This is a genomic window from Bradyrhizobium sp. HKCCYLRH3061 (genome assembly GCF_051168015.1).
Classification (GTDB): Bacteria; Pseudomonadota; Alphaproteobacteria; order Rhizobiales; family Xanthobacteraceae; genus Bradyrhizobium.
In genome coordinates, this window is the sequence record NZ_JBNPUE010000001.1 from 191,502 (window position 1) to 209,502 (window position 18,001).

The following is an 18,001-nucleotide window of genomic DNA, read 5'->3' on the forward strand; positions in this document are numbered from 1 at the left end:
GGAGGACTGGTGATGCAGGGCATCCATGCTGCAGCTCGCGCCTGCTTGGCCGCTAGATGGAGCCGACGTCGCAAACCACGGGATGCAACGAACAGCCGCTCTCGAACAGCCGCATGCCTCGTCCTGGCTCTGTCCGCAACATTGGCGCTGGCCGGGCATCGAGCGGTCGCCGCCGACAACGAGATTCGCATCGGCAACACCATGCCCTATAGCGGCCCGGCTCTCGCCTATGGTGTCATCGGCAAGACGATCGCGGCCTACTTCAACAAGATCAATTCCGAGGGCGGCATCAACGGCCGGCGCATCAACTTCATTTCCTACGACGACGGCTATGCGCCGCAGAGGACGGTGGAGATGACGCGCAAGCTCGTCGAGGAGGACAACGTCCTGCTGATGTTTGCGAGCCTGGGCACGGCCCCCAACCTGGCGGTGCGCCCATATCTCAACGCCAACAAAGTCCCGCAATTGTTCGTGGCATCCGGCTCCTCGCAATGGGACCAGCCGCACGACTTTCCGTGGACCATGGGCTTTCAGCCAAGCTACCAGGCCGAGGCGCACGTCTATGCCCAGTACCTGCTGGAGACCCACAGCCGCGGCAAGATCGCGATTCTCTATCAGGACGACGATTTCGGAAGGGACTACGTCAAGGGATTGAAGGACGGCCTGGGCGGCAAGCTTCCGATCGTCGCGGAAGCCGGCTACAAGGTGACGGACGCCAACGTCAATCAGCAGATCGCCACGCTGAAGGCCTCCGGCGCCGACATCTTCTTCGACGTGACCACACCCAAATTTGCCGTGATGGCGATCCGCCGCGCGGCCGAGCTCGGCTGGCATCCGGACCACATCATCTCGACAGTCTCGGAATCGGTCTCCGCCGTGATGCAGCCGGCCGGCCTGCAGAATGCCGAAGGCATCCTGTCCGCGGGCTACTACTACGAGGGCGAGGAGGCCGCGGCGGCGGGCGATCCATCCTACCGCGAATGGTCCGCCTTCATGGACCGCTATCTGCCGGACGTACCGAGAAGCAATGGTCTTGCGACCTTCGGCTACCTCGCGGCAAACGCGATGGTCGCGGTGTTGCGGAGTTGCGGCGACGACCTGTCGCGCGACAACGTCATGAAGCAGGCGGCATCCCTGAAGAGCCTCAAATTGCCGATGCTGACGCCCGGCATCACCGTCAACACCAGCCCCCATGATCACGCGCCGCTGGAGCAGATGCAGATGATGCAGTTCACCGGCGGGAAGTGGCAGCGCTTCGGTCCGGTGCGGAGCGGTATCGATCCCGGCAGTGTCAGCGATTCCTTCAAGACCATTTTCCGTTACGGTACGGCGAAGCGCGATCTGGCCAACCAGCTGAATGCCAATACCGTCACGCTGATGACCGGCTCGTTCGGCAGCACCTATGCCAACATGGGTGCGGACCTCGCATCGGCGCTCGACAAGGGGACGGAGCTGCGCATCCTTCCCGTGATCGGCCGCGGCTCGGTGCAATCGGTCGCCGACATCCTGCTGCTGCGCGGCGTCGACGCCGGCATCATCCGCAAGGACACCCTGGCCTTTCTCGAGCGCAAGGACTTCGCCAACAACATCCGCGAGCAACTGGTCTATGTCACCAAGCTGTTCAACGAGGAGATGCACGTGCTGGCGCCGAGATCTATCACCAGCCTGAGCGAGCTCGACGGCAAGACCATCGCCGTCGACCTGCCCGACGGCGGCACCTTCGTCACCTCGATCAACGTGTTCGAGCGCCTCGGGATCAGGCCGCATCTGCTCTATATCGAACCGCGGCTGGCGCTGGATATGCTGCGCAAGGGCGACATCGACGCGATCATCACGGTCGAGGGCAAGCCGGTGCAATGGCTGAGCCAGGTCAACGATCCCAATCTGCACCTGGTGCCCGTCGACTACGACAAGGCTCTGCACGACGACTACCTGCCGGCGCAATTGTCCGCCGAGGACTATCCGAACCTCGTCGGCGCCTCGGCGCCGGTGAACACGATCGCGGCCGAGGCCGTGCTGGCGTCGTTCAACTGGCCGGCCGGCAGCGACCGTCACCGCCGGCTGTCTCTGCTGGTCGAAGCCTTCTTCAGCAACATGCAGGCGCTGCAACGGCCGCCATACCACCCGAAATGGCAGGAGGTGGCGCCGCTGGCGCCGATCGCGGGCTGGACAAGATTCAAGACGGCACAGGACTGGCTCGATCGCAATACGCCGCCTCCCCAGATGCTGGGGGCGAATGCACAGGTCAACGATATGCAGGCGAGCGGCGTTTCGGCCGATCCCCGGTTGTTCCGTGAATTCATGGAATGGCGAGCCAACCGCCAGAAGCGCGCCGCGCCGCGGCACCCACAGTAGCCAGGTCGTGCGGTCAAGCCGTGGCTGAGGCAGGGCTGATCCGCACCTGCACGTCGCAGGGACGTGCGAGGTAGGGCGCCGAGGTGACCAGCACGTCCGCGCCCGCCGCAGCATAGGCGGCGGCGTTCTGCGCATTCACGCCCCCCGCGGCCGCAATGATCGGCCGACGCTGTAGCGCCGCGCTGATGGCGATCCGCTCCGCCAGCGTAGCGATCTGGGCAGGCAGAAATTTCTCGGCCTGGATCACGTCGAAGCCGGCCACGGCGGCGGCGACCGCCTGCTCGACCGTGGTGACCTCGATCACGATCCGCTTCTCCGGCGCGCTCCGCCGCAACCGCTCCGCGACGTCGGCAAGCGACGCATCGCCGAGAAACGCCCGGTGCTCCGGAAAGACCAGCACGGTCTCCGACAGGCCGAGCCGATGCATCACCGCGCCGCCAGCCTTCACCGCGGCGACGGCGAACGGCTTGGTGCCGGGGACGTTCTTACGCGTGCAGGCGACCGCAATGCCCGGCCTGATCGCCCGCGCCGCGCCGACGATCGCAGCCGCCCCGGTCGCGACGCCGGACCAGATCTCGATGAGCGTCTGCGCCACCTTCCAGCTCCGCAACAGGCCTGCCGCCGCGCCGTCTGCACGGAGGATCGGAGCCCCCTCCTCCAGCACCGTTCCGCTGCCGGCGAACAGTTCGACATGGCAGCCCGCGAGCTCGATCAACGCCGCCGCATCCTCGGCCAATGCCAGCACCATGCGGCCGCGCGCAGCGAAGTGCATCAGGCCCGGCTCGGCGCCGATCCCGAGCGTCTCCGTCGTCAGGTCGCCATAGGGGACATCGTCGCGGAGCAGCACTTCGAGATCATTGTGCGTAGCGATGGTCGGCGCGCGCGACATCTGCTCTTTCTCCACAGGCTGCATCCTCTATATAAACCCTGGTCGCTGCCCGTCTCCGATCGCCAGGCCCCGCATGATCCCGCACGATCTTCCTGCCCCCGTTGAGCTCAATCAGCCCCGTCTCGCCGCGATTCTCTATGGACCGGGCGACGATGCCGATGCCTTGCTGGACGCCTTTGCCCAGGAGCTGCTGCGACGGGGCGTCCGGGTCGGCGGCATCGTTCAGCGCAATACGAGAGACGAGGTCGGCAAGAAAAGCGGAATGGACGTGATCGATCTCGGCAATGGCGACACGATCTCGATCTGCCAGGACCTCGGCGCCGGATCGACGGCCTGCAAGCTCGACACCGCGGGCCTTGCCGAAGCCGGCATGGCCGTTCACCGCGCGATCGCAGCCCATGCCGACCTCATCGTGATCAACAAGTTCTCCAAGCAGGAGGCTGCGGGAAGCGGGTTGCGCGGCGAGCTGGCCGACGCGATCACCTCGGGCATTCCGGTACTGACGGCCGTGCCGCAGAAATGCATCGACGACTGGCGGAGCTTTGCGGGCGACTTCGGCACGCTGCTGCAGCCGTCACGTTCGGCGATGGAAACCTGGTGGCTCGGCCTGCGCGCGCGCCACGCATCGACCGGCTGATCGGCGCAACAATTCGGCGCCATGTTCCTATTTGCCGATCATCACATCCGACGACTTGATGACGGCGGAGACGCTGTCGCCGACGGCAAGCGCGAGCTCCTCCACCGCCTCGTTGGTGATCGCCGAGAAGACCGTCAGTCCCGGGGCGAGCTCCACCTTGACGTGGGCGGTGGTCGCTCCCTTTTCAACCGAGATGATCCGTCCCGGCAAGACGTTTCGTGCGCTCAGCTTCACGTGCTGTTCCTCATCGATTGCAGCTTCGTTGCTGCCCCAGAATGTAAGCAGAACGCGGGCCCGAACTCAATGACCTATATCAAGAACGATATAGGATTGATGATCCGGCACCGGTTTGCGGCACCTCGTCGACCTGCGCGATCCGACGGGCATCAGCCGAACTTGAACAGCACGCCGTAGCCGCCGCGCGGATAGCTCCACTCGATGTCGCCGCTGGCCTCGCCGATGACCCGGCAGGTGCCGCATTCGATGCAGCCGTCGACCGTGATCTCGACCTGGCCCTTGTCGTTGAGCTCGTAGCAGCGTGCCGGGCAGGCCTTGAGAAGCGCCTTCAACTGCGGCGTCGGCGTCGTATGCGGACGGACCTTGATATGGGCCCGGCCGGGATCGACCTGATAGCGATTGTAGAACAGCTTGTCTTCGACCCTGACCGCGACGTCCGTGCTCATGTCTGATCTCCCTCGCTTAAGCTGTTTCGTTCATTCACCAATCATCGCCACGCCCGGGCAAACCTGAAGGCGTCGCCGAACAGGCCGGTCCATGACCTTGCATTCACGAAGGAGCGCACGGTGCTGCTCTCTTTCTCCTTCTTCGGCGTGCCGTCGACGCGCACGAAGTTCTGCATCGCCTTGGAGACGAGCTGCGGATAGGTCAGGAAGAAGTTCTGCGACTGGTTGTGCAGCAGCGCCGGCATGTCCTTGTATTTCTTCAGATCCTTGATGACGAAGGAGTCCTCCAGCATCTTCTTGTAGAGCGCGAGGTTCTCCTTGGTCATCGGATCACGGCGCGACTTCACCTGGAAGATCGCCTCGGCCGCGATGCGCCCCGAGGTCATCGCGAGATTGGAGCCCTCGCGGTGAACGGCGTTGTTGAGCTGGGCGGCATCGCCGACCACGACCCAGCCATCGCCGCAGAGCTGCGGGATCGCGTTGTAGCCGCCTTCGGGAATGAGATGCGCCGAGTACTCCTTGACTTCCGAGCCCTCGATCAGCGGCGCCACCGACGGATGCTGCTTGAACCGCTCGAGCAGGCCGTAGGGCGTCTCGCCGGTCTTCTGGAAGTCGGAGACGAGGCAGCCGATGCCGAGCGAAATGCACTCCTTGTTGGAGTAGATGAAGCCCATGCCGGTCATGCCGCGGGAAATCGTACCGACGGCCTCGATGACGGCGCCCTCGTCGCCCTTCAGGTTGAAGCGCGCCTCGATCGTCTCGCGCGGCAGGAAGTGCATCTCCTTGACCGCGAGCGCGACGTTCTCCGGCTTCGGCCGCTCGCGCAGGCCGGCGCGGCTCCCGAGCAGGCCGTTGACGCCCTCCGCCAGCACGACGACGTCGGCATGGATCTCACCATCGCGTCGATCGGTCCTGACGCCGATCACCTTGCCATAGGCGTCCTGCGCCAGCTCGGTGACGGTGGTCTCGCACAGCACGGTGGCGCCGGCTTCCTTGACCTTGGACGAGAACCACTTGTCGAACTGGGCACGGATGATGGTGTAGCGGTTCGGCTTCTCCTCGTTGAAGTCGTCCGACTTGTAGTGCAGGCCGACATGCGACTTGTCGTCGAGCATCCAGAAGCGCTGCTCGACCAGATGGCGTTCGAGCGGCGCTTCCTCGCGGAAGTCCGGAATCAGCTTCTCCAGCATGTCGGCGTAGAGGATCGCGCCCTGCACGTTCTTCGAGCCGGAATACTCGCCGCGCTCGAGCTGCAGCACCTTCATGCCGCGCTGAGCCATGGTCAGCGCAGCCGCATTGCCGGCCATGCCGGCACCCACGACGATCGCGTCGAAACGTTCCTCGATCATTGCCCTGCTCCCTCTCTGGTGCCTAGCTTGCGATGCGATCGCGCGAATGCGGCGACAGACGCGCACGGAATGCCTCCGTCAGCGCAGGCAGCAGCCGGATCGCGTCGGTGACGATGCCGACATGCGCGAAGTCGAAGATCGGCGCGTTCTTGTCGGTGTTGATGGCGACGATCAGATCGGCGCCCTCGACACCGACCCGATGCTGGATCGCGCCGGAAATGCCTGCGGCGATGTACAGCTTGGGCCGGATGGTCTTGCCGGTCTGGCCGATCTGCCGATCGGACGTGACCCAGCCCTTCTGCACCAGTGGCCGGGAGCAGCCGAATTCGGCGCCGAGCACCGACGCGAGCCCCTTGACGAGCTGGAAGTTCTCCGGCGAGCCAAGCCCGAGCCCGCCGGCCACGACGATGTCGGCATAGGCGAGATTGGACTTGGCGGAATCGCGATCCGGAATGAAGGACAGCACCTTGGTGACGATGTCCTCCTCGACGAGACCGAGCTTGTGCTCGATGACGCGGCTCGCAGGCTTCTCGACGCGGTCCGGCATCGGCATCACGCGCGGGCGGACGGTCGCCATCTGCGGCCGGTAGTTCAGCGTGTAGATCGTGCAGAGCAGCGAGCCGCCGAAGGTCGGCCGCGTCGCGGCCAGGGAGCCGTCGGCATCGACGTCGAGTTCAGTGCAGTCGGCGGTCAGACCCGTGAGCAGCGTCGTCGCGACGGAGCCCGCGAGGTCGCGGCCGAGCGTGGTGGCGCCGAGCAGCAGGATTTCCGGCTTGAAGGTGTTGACGACGTCGGTCAGCGCCTTGGTGTAGGCTTCGTTGCGATAGTCGGTAAGAACGCCGTCCGCGACGATGTAGGCGAGATCGGCGCCATAGCAGAACGACTCCGCGGCAGCGTGCTGCACGGCGTCTCCGGGAGGACCGATCACCACGGCCGCCAGATCAACCTTCAGCTTGTCGGCAAGCTTGCGGCCGGCGCCCATCAGCTCCCAGGACACCGGGTGAACCTGGCCGCGCTCCTGCTCGATGAACACCCAGACGTGCTTGTAGGCCTTGAAATGCTCGGGCAGCTCCTTCTTGGTCGCGGCGCGACCGGCTGCGGCGGGCGGTGCTTTGGTGGGTTCGCTCATGATCGTCGTCCCTTGGTCCGTCAAAAGCCGTCTGGATCAGAAGCCGTGTGCTGACGTCGTCAGCTCGGCTTCGAGCTTCGGCTGCCGCTTGAACAATTCCTCGATCAGCGCGTCGGCCGGCGCGCGGTTCGAGAAGTCGACCATGGTCGCCTTCTCCGCCCGGGCCGACGGCGCGAAGACCCGCTTCACGATGGTCGGCGAGCCCTTCAGGCCGCACTTCGAGATGTCCTCGACGCCGGCGTCCTTGGCGCTCCAGGTCACGATCTGAGCGCGCGCCGCACGCAGCGCATCCGCCATGGCGCCGCGGCGGATCTCGTTGGTCGCCTCCAGCATCGTCACCAGGCACGGCAGCCTGGTCTTCAGCACCTGAACGCCGCCCTCGGAGCGACGCTCGGCTTCGATGGTGCGCGCGACGGGATCGACCTCGTTGATCTTCGCCACATAGGTCAGTTGCAGCAGGCCCAGACGCTTGGCGATGCCCGGGCCGACCTGCGCGGTGTCGCCGTCGATCGTCTGCTTGCCGGTGAACACGATGTCCGGCGCTCCGAAGGTCTCGCTGATCTTGCGAATGGCTGTCGCCAGCGCATAGGTGGTCGCCAGCGTATCGGCGCCGGCAAAGAAGCGATCGGTCAGCAGCACGGCGCGATCGGCCCCGTAGGTCAGTGCCCGGCGCAGCGAGTCTTCGGCGGACGGCGGCCCCATCGTCAGCACCGTCACCTCGCCGCCGAACTTGTCGCGCAGTTGCAGCGCCGCCTCGAGCGCGAACAGGTCGTAGGGGTTGATGATGGTCGGCACACCCTGGCGCATGATGGTGTTGGTCACCGGATGAACGCGGATCTGCGCGGAGTCCGGAACCTGCTTGATGCAGACGACGATATGCATGCGATCACTCCGGGTGTGTAGGCCTGCGATCAGGACAGCAATTGTCGTACCAGTTTCGGCCGCGATGATTATCGGCACGGATTCAACACCTTGGCGCATGAACCTGAACTGCTTCTGAGAACTCGCCGCCGAGGTCCGACACGTCGCAAGCAACACGCGTCGGGAATGCGACAGGACTTTGAGAGCGCACCGCTCGCCTGAAAGCAGAAGCGCCGCCAGTGGTGCTGGCGGCGCTTCTGGGAGCGATCGTTAGTTCATGCGTTACTTGAGCGTCGTCAGCGACACGAATGGCTTGGGAGCCGGCTTCGGCGGCGCCACCGCCTCCTTGAGCACCTTGAACACCCGCTGATCGAGCGGCGTCGAGACGAGGAAGTCCTGATAGGCCTGCTCGAGGTACGACTTGCAGCGGGCTGCGACATCCTCGCTGGATACGCCGGAGAAGTCCTCGCTGACGAGGTACTGCCCCATCCGGCGGAGAATATGCAGCCGGCAGACATTGAGGATCTTGGGATCGTAGTCGACACCGAGCAGCTTGAAGAATTCCTCGGCAGCAGAGGTCTGCTTCAGTTCGTCCAGAACGTTCGGCGTTGCCACAGTCATTGCTTTGCTCCTTGACTCGAAATCGGATCAACCTCGCACAACGAGGTCGGCGCCGGAGGCGGCGGTCCCTGGCGCACCTTCTGTCTGATGTGAGCGAGCTGCGCTTCGAGAAACTCGATCCGGTCCAGCATCACGGAAAGGGCCTCACCGACCGGATCAGGCATCAGATGATGATCCAGATCGATGCGTCCGACGGTCCGCCGATGGGTGAATTCAGGCCGCACCACCTTGGCAGGGATCCCGACCACGGTGACGTCGGGCGGCGTGCTCTGGATGACGACGGAGTTGGCACCGACGCGGGTCCGCGGACCGAGAATCTTGGCGCCGGCGCCGACGACGACACCGCTGTCCAGCGTCGGATGCCGCTTGCCTGGCGACCACGACGTGCCGCCCAGGGTGACGCCGTGATAGAGCGTGACATCATCGCCGATCTCGGCAGTTTCACCGATCACGACGCAGGCCCCATGATCGATGAAGAAGCGGCGGCCGATCTCGGCGCCCGGATGAATGTCGACATTCGACAGGAAGCGTCCGAGCCACGACAACAATCGTGCCGGAAAACGCCAGCCGCGAATCCACAGCCGATGCGCCAGGCGATGCCAGATCAGCGCGTGAATGCCGGGATAGGTCAGCAGGGTCTCGATTTCGCTGCGCGCCGCCGGATCGCGCGAGCGGACACAGCCAATGTCCTCGCGGATCAGGCGGAGCAGCGAGGGCCGGCTCGCCTCGACGACGATCGGCTTTGCAATGGGGGTGTCGACGATGTCGCTCATGATCAGGCAAAGCTCGCCAGCGGGTGATCGCAGACTTCGCGCCAGATGGCCGCAACGGCCTCTTTCGGCACCGGCCCCTTGTGAACGACGGCATGCCTGCGCACGCGCGCGAGGATGTGCCGAGCCTGGTCGGCGCTCGCCGGCAGGCGCAGATCCGACAGCAGCGAGGTGATCGCCGATAGCCCGGAATGCTTCCCGATCACGATCCGGTTGGAGCGGCCGAACAGCACCGGATCGAGCGCCTGGTAGGTGCGCTGATCCTTCAGCAGGCCATCGACGTGAATGCCGGATTCGTGGGTAAAGACGTGCTCGCCGACGATGGCCTTGTTGAGTGGAATGGCGCGTGCCGCGGCGGCCGCCACGACATTGGCGACGTGATCGAGTTCGGCCAGCACGATGCCGGTCTCGCGCCGGTAGAGCTGCCGCAGCGCGACCGCGACCTCCTCCAGCGGAGCATTGCCGGCGCGCTCGCCGAGGCCGATCACGGTGACCGATGCATGGGTCGCGCCCGCCTTGACCGCCGCCAGCGTGTTGGCGGTGGCAAGACCGAGATCGTCATGGCCGTGAAACTCGATCTCCAGGTCCGTGGTCGCGCGCAAGGCGCCGACCAGAGCTGACGTCGCGTCCGGATCGAGCACGCTCAGCGTATCGGCGACGCGGAAGCGCCGGGCGCCGACCGACTTTGCGGTCGCGATCACCTCGGCGAGAAAGCCGACATCGGCGCGCGAGGAATCCTCACCGCCGACGGCAACGGCCAGTCCGCGGCTCCGCGCATAGCCGACCACGCGCTTGAGCAGTTCCAGCGCGGCACTGCGGCTGCCGCCGAGCTTGGCGGCGATCTGCACGTCGGATGTCGGGATGGAGACATTCACCATCGAGACGCCGGCCGCGATCGCCGCATCGACATCCGCCTCGCGCATCCGGCACCAGCCGATGATGGTCGCGGGCAGACTGGCCTCGACGATCGCCCTGATGGCAGCGATCTCGTCGGCCCCCATTGCCGGCGTGCCGGCCTCGATCTCGGGAACGCCGGCTCGCGCCAGCGCACGGGCGATCGCGACCTTCTCTCCGAGAGCGAAGGCGACGCCCGGCGCCTGCTCGCCGTCGCGGAGCGTGGTATCGTTGAGGATGACCCGGGGCATCGGGCTCCCCGAGACCGCGCTCCCGTTGGCAGAGCCGGCATCTCGGGCATTCCTGGACCCGCGCTGTCCGGAGACGTCTGGCATTCACTCGCTCCGTCGCAACCTGTGTGTGGCCGCCAGAAGCACGACGCTCCGTTGCGGCCTGCCATTCACTCAGCAACGGCCATGCCACCGCCGGACACCACGCCAACCAATTGAATATCCGATTGTTTTTCCAACGTCCCGGATTGTCGGATTCGTGACAGCGTCGGACATCGAACGTCGACGCGGAGAGACATGCCCCGCGCCGCGCCTGGACCGCGCGGCGACCAAGGCTGCCGTCAGGCGTGGCGCCTGCGGCGCAGGTGGATGACGATGTCGATCCGCTCCATGCCGTAGCCCGGCAGCGGCTCGGGCAACTGCTCGAACGCGACCTGTTCGGGCACGTCGACGAGCTCGCCTTCGTCCTCATAGAAGAAGTGCGGATGCACGGTCGTATTGGTGTCGAAGAATGATTTCGAGCCGTCCACGCCGATCTGCCGCAGCAGTCCGAGCTCCACGAACTGGTTGAGGGTGTTGTAGATGGTGGCCTGCGAGATCTTCATGCCCGAAGCAACGGCAGCGGCATAGAGCGCGTCGGCGGTGATGTGGCGGTCGCCGCCGCCGAACAGAATCCGGCTCAGTTGCTGACGCTGCTGGGTAGGACGCAACCCGGCCCGACGCAGCGCGTCCTCGCATCGACGCATCAGGATCTCGCCAGCTTCGCAAGTCTCCGCCTGGGGACAACGTCCGCTGTCGGAGTTGCACGGGAATCCAAGCTGGCTGTCCAACAACATCGTCACGGTCCTCGAACTCACATCGCGGCGCCCGCCGCCTCCTGCAGCGCCACCTCGCGTCGCCGCTCGGCCATCCGGCTCTCGCCGCTCTCCTCGCCAAAACAAACTTCGAAGTCGTTGCACTGGGTACAGACCGGCGTCGTGCACATCACGAAGCCATCGTCCTCGCACAGCATGCGGTAGAAGAAGCGCTTCCAGCGCATGTTTCTGGCGTTGCGGCTCGCCAGCGGCGCGAAGTGGCGCATCAGCAGCCGCGACAGCTCGGACCGCTCGCGCAGGCCCAGGTCTTCCCAGAGATGGTTGGGCTCCATCGCGCGACGCGCCACCATGGCCGCGAGCCAGCGGCCGACCTCGCCGTCCGTGGAGCGCTGCGCGGCGAGCAGATCGCGCACCATCGTGATCTCGTCGTCGTCCGGCGCGGCCACGGCCCCGGTGAACGGCAGCCATGAGGAGTCGATCGAGGCTGCCGGAAACAACTGCGCCAGCAGCGCGATCAGCTCGACTGTCGAAAGCCCGGCGCGCTCCGCCAATACGCCGTGTTCCATCGCCGAGACGGAGAGAATCGACGCGACCACATGACGGTCGAAACCGATGTCGCTGTCGATCAGCGCGTCCTCGGGATCGACGCCGGTCAGCAGGCGGTAGATCTCGCGGCCGTGATGCCGCTTGTCCTCTTCGAACGAGCCGCTGCGCGGCGACTTTTGCAGGCCGACAGCAACGGATTCCGAGACGCCCACGATTGCGATGGTCATAGCGCGATCCCCTGCCGCCATGTCGACGGGACATGCGATGAGGTACCGGCCTTCCGACGGGAGGAAGGCCGGTACCAAGACTGCTTAAGCCGTTGCGGCGAGATCGGCGGCAGTCTTTCCGATTTGGCTCTCGTCCACGGCCTTCATGATGCCGTGCTCCATCAGCATGTCCTCGAGCTCGTCCATCGTGATCGGCGTCGGGATGATGCCCTTGCCGCCGTTGTTGTGGATCTTCTGAGCCAGCGAGCGGTAGTGGCCGGCCTGGACCGAGTCCGGCGCGTATTCCAGCACGGTCATGCGGCGCAGCTCGGCGTGCTGCACGATGTTGTCGCGCGGCACGAAGTAGATCAGCTGCGTGCCGAGCTTCTTGGCGAGAGCTTCCGCCAGCTCCAGCTCCTTGTCGGTCTGGCGCTCGTTGCAGACCAGGCCGCCCAGGCGCACGCCGCCGGAGTTCGCATACTTCAGAATGCCCTTGGAGATGTTGTTGGCGGCATACATCGCCATCATCTCGCCGGACATCACGATGTAGATCTCCTGCGCCTTGTTCTCGCGGATCGGCATCGCGAAGCCGCCGCAGACCACGTCGCCGAGCACGTCGTAGGACACGTAGTCGATGTCCTCATAGGCGCCGTTCTCTTCCAGGAAGTTGATCGAGGTGATGACGCCGCGGCCGGCGCAGCCGACGCCCGGTTCCGGACCGCCGGACTCGACGCAGCGGATGTCGCGATAGCCGACCTTCATGACCTCCTCGATCTCGAGGTCCTCGACGCTGCCGGCGGCGGCGGCCAGGCTGAGAATGGTGTCCTGCGCCTTGGCGTGCAGGATCAGACGGGTCGAATCCGCCTTGGGGTCGCAGCCGACGATCAGGATCCGATGACCCATCTCGGCGAGCGCCGCGAGCGTGTTCTGCGACGTCGTCGATTTGCCGATGCCGCCTTTGCCGTAGAATGCGATTTGTCGAAGTGATGACATTCTGCTCTCCATCAACCGATTGCCAATGTCCCGCATGCGCCTTGCATGACGAGACCGCGTCCTCTCTCCAGAACCGGCAGACGGGTTATTGGGAAGGAGAGCATCGCTCGTCCGAAGCGTCGGCGTGCACTCAGCCCTCAACCTTTGCCTGAGCCCAGTTTTGCAACTGATGTGCCAGAGCTTTGGAATCGTTAAAAAGGCCATGTTTTGAAAGAGATGCGGCCAAGCTCGGCGCTAGGATGTACTTGTTGCAAATCCGACATCGGGGGTTTTCACCCGACGCTCCCGCGCCGTGCTGTCCGAAACGACACATGCCGCCGCGGCTCCGAGCGACGCTTCCGTAGAGAACACCGCGGAACGCTCGCCGAGGCCGGCCAGGAGCGGCGGTACGGAGTTTGCTTGATGTAGATCAAACCCGCTTTCGAACGGGCCAGCAGGAGTACTTTTGATGGCGAGCAAGGCGCGCGTCTTTGTCATTGAAGCCGATCAGGTGATCCGCTCGGCGCTCGGCTACATTCTCAGCGAGCGTCACGAGACCTTCACCTTCGCGGAGACCGCGGATGCACTGAGCAAGGCCGTGCGGGCCACGCCCGATGCCGTCCTGGTCGGGAGCAGCATCCTGGAGGACGACGGCGCCGAGACCGTCGGCATGCTTGCCCGGAAGATGCATCAGGCTGGCATCATCGTGGTCGCGGGATCGACCCGATCGCCGCTCGCGCTGGCCGGCCTGCAGCAGGGCGCGGAAGCCATCATCGCCAAGCCGATCACTTTCGACGGCGTCACGCACGCGGTCGATTCCGTGCTGGCGCGGCGCGGGAGCGAACCGGGCCCGACTGCATCGCCGGCCCACATATCCACGGAGATCAGCCGGTGACACGGAGAGCCTGATGTTGAAGATGACCCAGACCACGACGCAGGCGGCGCCGGACATCGAGGACATCGTCGAGAATTTCGCGCTGCTCGACGACTGGGACGACCGCTACCGCTATGTGATCGAGCTCGGCCGCGGCCTGCCGCCGCTGCCCGACGCCGACCGCAATGATGGCAACAAGGTGCAGGGCTGCACCAGCCAGGTCTGGCTCGCCACCACCGTGCGGCACGACGCCGCAGCACCGGCGCTCCACTTCATCGGCGACAGCGACGCCCACATCGTTCGCGGCCTGGTCGCGATCCTCCTGGCCATGGTGTCGGGCCGCACGGCAAGCGAGATCCTGGCCGCCGATCCGATCGCCCTGTTCGAGAAGCTCGGCCTGCGCGAGCATTTGACCCCGCAGCGCTCCAACGGTTTCCGCTCGATGGTGGCCCGCATCAAGGCGGATGCCCAGGCGGCGCTGGCGGCGGCGTAGGTTTGATTGGCTTATTTTCTGGCTTGATTGATCCGTCTTGTGGCGGCGATCTCGGTGCACGCTCTCCCCTTGTGGGAGAGGGTGGCGGCCCCTGGCGATGCGAAGCATCGCCCTGGGCCGCCGGGTGAGGGGTTCTCTCGGCATATTCAGACGGTCGTGGCTCGCGGAGACAACCTCTCACCCGAGTTTGCCTGGGACTCACAGCGGTGCTGCCCTCTCCCACAAGGGGAGAGGGCGCATCAATCGGCACCGTCTCTTTGCGATCATCAAGCGTAGGGCAAGTCGTCTCTACGCGAAAAACTCCTGCGCCTTCCTCAGCGCGCGCACGAGGACATCGACCTCTTCCCGCGTGTTGTACATCGCGAACGAGGCACGGCAGGTCGCCGTCACGCCGAAGCGTTCCAGCAGCGGCATGGCGCAATGGGTGCCGGCGCGGACCGCGACGCCGGAGCGGTCGATGACGGTGGCGAAGTCGTGGGCGTGGGCGCCCTGCATCTCGAACGAGACGATCGCGCCCTTGTCGGCGGCATTGCCGATGATGCGCAGCGAGTTGATCTCGCGCAGCTGCTCGGTGGCATAGGCGACGAGATCATGCTCGTGCGCCGCGATGCGCTGCTTGCCGATCGAGGCGACGTAATCGATCGCCGCGCCGAGCCCAGCCGCTTCAACGATCGGCGGCGTGCCGGCCTCGAAGCGATGCGGCGGGTCGCCATAGGTGACAAAGTCCCGCGAGACCTCGCGGATCATCTCGCCGCCGCCGTTGAACGGCGGCATCGCGGCCAGGAGTTCGCGCTTGCCGTAGAGCGCGCCAATGCCGGTCGGACCATAGATCTTGTGCCCGGTGACGCAGTAGAAGTCGGCGTCGAGATCGCGGACGTCGACCTCCATGTGCACGGCGGCCTGCGAGCCGTCGACCAGCACGGGAATGCCGCGGGCGTGCGCGATGCGGATGACCTCCTTGACCGGAACGACGGTGCCGAGCACGTTCGACATCTGCGTCATCGCCACCATCCTGGTGCGCGGGCTCAGGAGCTTCTCGAATTCGTCGAGCAGGAAGTTGCCATCGTCATCGACCGGAGCCCATTTGATGACAGCACCCTGGCGCTCCCTGAGGAAATGCCAGGGAATGATATTGGCGTGGTGCTCCATGATCGAGAGCACGATCTCGTCACCGGGCCCGATGCGCTCGCGCCCGAAGGTCTGCGCCACCAGGTTCACCGCCTCGGTGGCGCCGCGGGTGAAGATGATCTGCTCCGGGCTCTCAGCATTGAGGAACGCCGCGACCTTGGCACGGGCGCCCTCATAGGCCTCGGTGGCGGCGTTGGCGAGATGATGCAGGCCGCGATGCACGTTGGCATATTCGGACGTATAGACCTGGTTCATCCGGTCGAGCACCGCCTGCGGCTTCTGCGCCGAGGCGGCGTTGTCGAGATAGACCAGCGGCTTGCCGTGCACCTGCATGCCGAGGATGGGAAAATCCGCCCGGATGCGGCCGACGTCGTAGCCGCTTCCCTGCACCGCTGCATGCATCATCTACTCCCGTCGTCCGAGCCAGCCCAGCATCGCCTCGGTCAGCGCCGCCCGCACGCTCTCATTGGCCGCGCCTTCGATGATCTCGCCGATGAAGGCCTGGATCAGCAGCGCCTTGGCCTCCTTGGGCGGAATGCCGCGCGCCATCAAGTAGAACAACAGCTCATCGTCGATGGCGCCGGTGGTCGTGCCGTGACCACACTGCACGTCGTCGGCGAAGATCTCGAGCTCCGGCTTGCTGTCGGCCTCGGCCTCGTCGGACAACAGCAGCGCCCGCGACATCATCTTGGCGTCGGTCTTCTGCGCGCCGGGGCTGACGGTGATCTTGCCCTGGAACACCGCGCGCGCGGTATCGCCGACGACGGCCTTGAAGGTCTCGCGGCTCTGGCCGTTCTCGGCGGCATGCTCAATAGCGAGCGTGGCATCGGCATGCTGCGTGCCCGACAGCAGCGCGCCGCCGCGGATATCGGCGACGGTGCCCTCACCCGCAAGGCGGACGAACAGCTGATTGCGCACCAGGCCGCCCCCGGCAACGAAGCCGAGCTGGTTGAAGGTCGCGCGCGCGCCGATATTGGCGAGCAGCGAGCCGATATGCAGCGCGCTGTTGCCCTCGCTGACGACCTTGATGTGATCGATCCGCGCCTCGTCGCCGACGACGAGTTGCATTGCGGCGTTCACCTGATACTCGCTGCCGTCGGGTCCCTGATGCGTCTCGACGATGGTGGCGCTGGCGCCGGCACCGATATTGACCAGCGACCGCGTGAACATCGAGGTCGCGACCCAGTTGGTCGTGACGAAGGCGACATGGATCGGTCGGCTCAGCACGGTGCCCGGTGCGACCAGGATCACGACCCCATTGGCGGCCAGCGCGGTGTTGAGCGCCAGCGCCGGATCGTCGTCCGGCACGATCGGGCCGAGACGCTGCGACAGCAGCGGCTTGTCGGCGGCGAGCGCGTCGGCCATCGGCTGGATGGTGAGGCCAGTCTCGAGAACGGCGAGGTCCGACAGCTCGGGCACGAAGGCGCCGTCGACGACCATCAGCTTGCGAAAGCCGGCGCCGGCGAACAAGTCGCGCGCCTCGCGCGCCTTGGCCTTCGCAGCATCGTCCGGAAGCGAAGCGAGACGCTTCGCCTCCTTCATCTGCGTGCGCAGATCGGTGTAGCGCCAGGCTTCGACGCGCCGATGCGGCAGGCCGACCGCGTTGAAGCGGTCGAATGCGGCGGCGCGCACCGCCGTGATCTCCTCGCCACCCGGGAGATAGCGGCGGGCGCCCTGATAAAGATCGGCCAGTCCGAGCTCGGCCTTGGTCTTGCGGATCGCGACGCCCATGCTCGTGCTCCTCGCGCTCTTACGCCGCTTCGCTCTGATACTGGGCGTAACCGGTCGCCTCGAGCTCGCGCGCGAGGTCCGCGGTCCCGGTGCGGACGATGCGCCCTGCCGCGAACACGTGGACGATGTCGGGCACGATGTAGTCGAGCAGCCGCTGATAATGGGTGATCACGATCATGCCGCGCTCGGCGGATCGCAGCGCGTTGACACCGTTGGCGACGACCTTCAGCGCATCGATGTCGAGACCGGAATCGGTTTCGTCGAGCACGCAGAGCGAGGGCTGCAGCAGCGCCATCTGCAGGGTCTCGTTGCGCTTCTTCTCGCCGCCGGAGAAGCCGACATTGAGCGGCCGCTTCAGCATCTCCGCATCGATGTTCAAGGTCTTGGCGATCTCGCGCACGCGCTTGATCAGGTCGGGCGACGACAGTTCCTCCTCGCCGCGCGCCTTGCGCTGGGCGTTGAAGGCGGCGCGCAGGAACGTGAGCGTCGCGACGCCCGGGATCTCCAGCGGGTACTGGAAGGCGAGAAACACGCCCTTGGCGGCGCGCTCGTCGGCCTCCATTGCCAAGAGATCCTCGCCGTTGAGATAGACCTCGCCGGCGGTGACCTCGTAGCCGGGCTTGCCGGCGAGCACGTAGGACAGCGTCGACTTGCCGGCACCGTTCGGCCCCATGATGGCGTGGATCTCGCCCTTGTTCACGGTCAGGTCCAGGCCCTGGATGATCTTCCGTCCGCCGGCGATCTCGGCGTGGAGTCCCTTGATTTCGAGCAGGGCCGTCATCGAACACTCCTTCTGATGTTGTCGCCGCGCGACGCCG

At 65.4% G+C, this 18,001-nt stretch carries 19 protein-coding genes; 4 read left to right on the forward strand and 15 right to left on the reverse strand.

Features of this window, described 5'->3' with window-relative positions:
• The first annotated feature begins 12 nt into the window (after positions 1–12).
• Entirely contained in the window at positions 13–2,355 is a 2,343-nt protein-coding gene (locus tag ACQR2C_RS00945) for an ABC transporter substrate-binding protein (RefSeq protein WP_316179970.1), read from the forward strand.
• A 13-nt stretch (positions 2,356–2,368) separates the two neighbouring features.
• On the opposite strand, the gene modD is transcribed toward ACQR2C_RS00945, so the two are convergent.
• Positions 2,369–3,244: a ModD protein gene (gene modD, locus ACQR2C_RS00950; protein WP_434880230.1), complete on the reverse strand. Its 876-nt coding sequence runs from the start codon at positions 3,242–3,244 to the stop codon at positions 2,369–2,371.
• Between the two features lie 73 nt (positions 3,245–3,317).
• Here modD and ACQR2C_RS00955 point away from each other — a divergent pair, with 73 nt between their 5' ends.
• Complete coding sequence (locus ACQR2C_RS00955; protein WP_316180160.1) at positions 3,318–3,881, forward strand: DUF2478 domain-containing protein; 564 nt, start codon at positions 3,318–3,320, stop codon at positions 3,879–3,881.
• Positions 3,882–3,908: 27 nt separating this feature from the next.
• Here the strand turns inward: ACQR2C_RS00955 and ACQR2C_RS00960 are convergent, their stop codons facing one another.
• The 11 genes from ACQR2C_RS00960 to nifH form a co-directional block, all read right to left on the reverse strand.
• Positions 3,909–4,115 (reverse strand): TOBE domain-containing protein, encoded by a 207-nt coding sequence (locus ACQR2C_RS00960; RefSeq protein ID WP_315803799.1) that lies wholly within the window; start codon positions 4,113–4,115, stop codon positions 3,909–3,911.
• Positions 4,116–4,267: 152 nt separating this feature from the next.
• Positions 4,268–4,564, reverse strand: coding sequence for a ferredoxin family protein (locus ACQR2C_RS00965; protein ID WP_172112536.1), 297 nt, complete (start codon positions 4,562–4,564; stop codon positions 4,268–4,270).
• A 41-nt stretch (positions 4,565–4,605) separates the two neighbouring features.
• Positions 4,606–5,913, reverse strand: a complete 1,308-nt coding sequence (locus ACQR2C_RS00970) for an FAD-dependent monooxygenase (RefSeq protein ID WP_315803656.1) — start codon at positions 5,911–5,913, stop codon at positions 4,606–4,608.
• 22 nt (positions 5,914–5,935) lie between these two features.
• Positions 5,936–7,042 (reverse strand): electron transfer flavoprotein subunit alpha/FixB family protein, encoded by a 1,107-nt coding sequence (locus ACQR2C_RS00975; RefSeq protein ID WP_316179968.1) that lies wholly within the window; start codon positions 7,040–7,042, stop codon positions 5,936–5,938.
• A gap of 36 nt (positions 7,043–7,078) precedes the next feature.
• Positions 7,079–7,924 (reverse strand): electron transfer flavoprotein subunit beta/FixA family protein, encoded by an 846-nt coding sequence (locus tag ACQR2C_RS00980; protein WP_315803658.1) that lies wholly within the window; start codon positions 7,922–7,924, stop codon positions 7,079–7,081.
• Between the two features lie 261 nt (positions 7,925–8,185).
• Positions 8,186–8,524: a nitrogenase stabilizing/protective protein NifW gene (gene nifW, locus ACQR2C_RS00985; protein WP_434837729.1), complete on the reverse strand. Its 339-nt coding sequence runs from the start codon at positions 8,522–8,524 to the stop codon at positions 8,186–8,188.
• Positions 8,521–9,297, reverse strand: coding sequence for a serine O-acetyltransferase (gene cysE, locus ACQR2C_RS00990; RefSeq protein WP_434880231.1), 777 nt, complete (start codon positions 9,295–9,297; stop codon positions 8,521–8,523). Before cysE ends, nifW begins: the two co-directional genes overlap by 4 nt.
• 2 nt (positions 9,298–9,299) lie before the next feature.
• Positions 9,300–10,439, reverse strand: a complete 1,140-nt coding sequence (nifV, locus tag ACQR2C_RS00995) for a homocitrate synthase (RefSeq protein WP_315803661.1) — start codon at positions 10,437–10,439, stop codon at positions 9,300–9,302.
• Between the two features lie 320 nt (positions 10,440–10,759).
• A complete protein-coding gene (irr, locus tag ACQR2C_RS01000; protein ID WP_315803662.1) occupies positions 10,760–11,254 on the reverse strand; it encodes a Fur family transcriptional regulator Irr in 495 nt (164 codons plus the stop codon).
• A gap of 17 nt (positions 11,255–11,271) precedes the next feature.
• Positions 11,272–12,006, reverse strand: coding sequence for a nitrogen fixation protein NifQ (locus tag ACQR2C_RS01005; RefSeq protein ID WP_434880232.1), 735 nt, complete (start codon positions 12,004–12,006; stop codon positions 11,272–11,274).
• Between the two features lie 84 nt (positions 12,007–12,090).
• Complete coding sequence (gene nifH, locus ACQR2C_RS01010) at positions 12,091–12,978, reverse strand: nitrogenase iron protein (protein ID WP_315803664.1); 888 nt, start codon at positions 12,976–12,978, stop codon at positions 12,091–12,093.
• Between the two features lie 448 nt (positions 12,979–13,426).
• Here nifH and ACQR2C_RS01015 point away from each other — a divergent pair, with 448 nt between their 5' ends.
• Together ACQR2C_RS01015 and ACQR2C_RS01020 are read left to right on the forward strand one after the other, a co-directional pair.
• Positions 13,427–13,852 (forward strand): response regulator, encoded by a 426-nt coding sequence (locus ACQR2C_RS01015; protein WP_434880233.1) that lies wholly within the window; start codon positions 13,427–13,429, stop codon positions 13,850–13,852.
• 13 nt (positions 13,853–13,865) lie between these two features.
• Entirely contained in the window at positions 13,866–14,324 is a 459-nt protein-coding gene (locus ACQR2C_RS01020; RefSeq protein ID WP_315803699.1) for a SufE family protein, read from the forward strand.
• 288 nt (positions 14,325–14,612) lie between these two features.
• On the opposite strand, the gene ACQR2C_RS01025 is transcribed toward ACQR2C_RS01020, so the two are convergent.
• The 3 genes from ACQR2C_RS01025 to sufC are packed head-to-tail and all read right to left on the reverse strand — an operon-like array spanning position 14,613 to position 17,964.
• Positions 14,613–15,854: a cysteine desulfurase gene (locus ACQR2C_RS01025; protein WP_315803801.1), complete on the reverse strand. Its 1,242-nt coding sequence runs from the start codon at positions 15,852–15,854 to the stop codon at positions 14,613–14,615.
• 3 nt (positions 15,855–15,857) lie between these two features.
• Positions 15,858–17,183, reverse strand: coding sequence for a Fe-S cluster assembly protein SufD (gene sufD, locus ACQR2C_RS01030; RefSeq protein WP_434880234.1), 1,326 nt, complete (start codon positions 17,181–17,183; stop codon positions 15,858–15,860).
• 19 nt (positions 17,184–17,202) lie between these two features.
• Positions 17,203–17,964: a Fe-S cluster assembly ATPase SufC gene (gene sufC, locus ACQR2C_RS01035; protein ID WP_316179924.1), complete on the reverse strand. Its 762-nt coding sequence runs from the start codon at positions 17,962–17,964 to the stop codon at positions 17,203–17,205.
• Between the last annotated feature and the right edge of the window lie 37 nt (positions 17,965–18,001).

What these genes read in the sequence shown, in the direction of transcription:
- ACQR2C_RS00945 (WP_316179970.1), top strand. Translation starts at nt 13, where the DNA reads ATGCAGGGCATCCATGCTGCAGCTCGCGCCTGCTTGGCCGCTAGATGG.
- modD (WP_434880230.1), bottom strand. Translation starts at nt 3,244, where the DNA reads ATGTCGCGCGCGCCGACCATCGCTACGCACAATGATCTCGAAGTGCTG.
- ACQR2C_RS00955 (WP_316180160.1), top strand. Translation starts at nt 3,318, where the DNA reads ATGATCCCGCACGATCTTCCTGCCCCCGTTGAGCTCAATCAGCCCCGT.
- ACQR2C_RS00965 (WP_172112536.1), bottom strand. Translation starts at nt 4,564, where the DNA reads ATGAGCACGGACGTCGCGGTCAGGGTCGAAGACAAGCTGTTCTACAAT.
- ACQR2C_RS00970 (WP_315803656.1), bottom strand. Translation starts at nt 5,913, where the DNA reads ATGATCGAGGAACGTTTCGACGCGATCGTCGTGGGTGCCGGCATGGCC.
- ACQR2C_RS00975 (WP_316179968.1), bottom strand. Translation starts at nt 7,042, where the DNA reads ATGAGCGAACCCACCAAAGCACCGCCCGCCGCAGCCGGTCGCGCCGCG.
- ACQR2C_RS00980 (WP_315803658.1), bottom strand. Translation starts at nt 7,924, where the DNA reads ATGCATATCGTCGTCTGCATCAAGCAGGTTCCGGACTCCGCGCAGATC.
- nifW (WP_434837729.1), bottom strand. Translation starts at nt 8,524, where the DNA reads ATGACTGTGGCAACGCCGAACGTTCTGGACGAACTGAAGCAGACCTCT.
- cysE (WP_434880231.1), bottom strand. Translation starts at nt 9,297, where the DNA reads ATGAGCGACATCGTCGACACCCCCATTGCAAAGCCGATCGTCGTCGAG.
- nifV (WP_315803661.1), bottom strand. Translation starts at nt 10,439, where the DNA reads ATGCCCCGGGTCATCCTCAACGATACCACGCTCCGCGACGGCGAGCAG.
- irr (WP_315803662.1), bottom strand. Translation starts at nt 11,254, where the DNA reads ATGTTGTTGGACAGCCAGCTTGGATTCCCGTGCAACTCCGACAGCGGA.
- ACQR2C_RS01005 (WP_434880232.1), bottom strand. Translation starts at nt 12,006, where the DNA reads ATGACCATCGCAATCGTGGGCGTCTCGGAATCCGTTGCTGTCGGCCTG.
- nifH (WP_315803664.1), bottom strand. Translation starts at nt 12,978, where the DNA reads ATGTCATCACTTCGACAAATCGCATTCTACGGCAAAGGCGGCATCGGC.
- ACQR2C_RS01015 (WP_434880233.1), top strand. Translation starts at nt 13,427, where the DNA reads ATGGCGAGCAAGGCGCGCGTCTTTGTCATTGAAGCCGATCAGGTGATC.
- ACQR2C_RS01020 (WP_315803699.1), top strand. Translation starts at nt 13,866, where the DNA reads ATGTTGAAGATGACCCAGACCACGACGCAGGCGGCGCCGGACATCGAG.
- ACQR2C_RS01025 (WP_315803801.1), bottom strand. Translation starts at nt 15,854, where the DNA reads ATGCATGCAGCGGTGCAGGGAAGCGGCTACGACGTCGGCCGCATCCGG.
- sufD (WP_434880234.1), bottom strand. Translation starts at nt 17,183, where the DNA reads ATGGGCGTCGCGATCCGCAAGACCAAGGCCGAGCTCGGACTGGCCGAT.
- sufC (WP_316179924.1), bottom strand. Translation starts at nt 17,964, where the DNA reads ATGACGGCCCTGCTCGAAATCAAGGGACTCCACGCCGAGATCGCCGGC.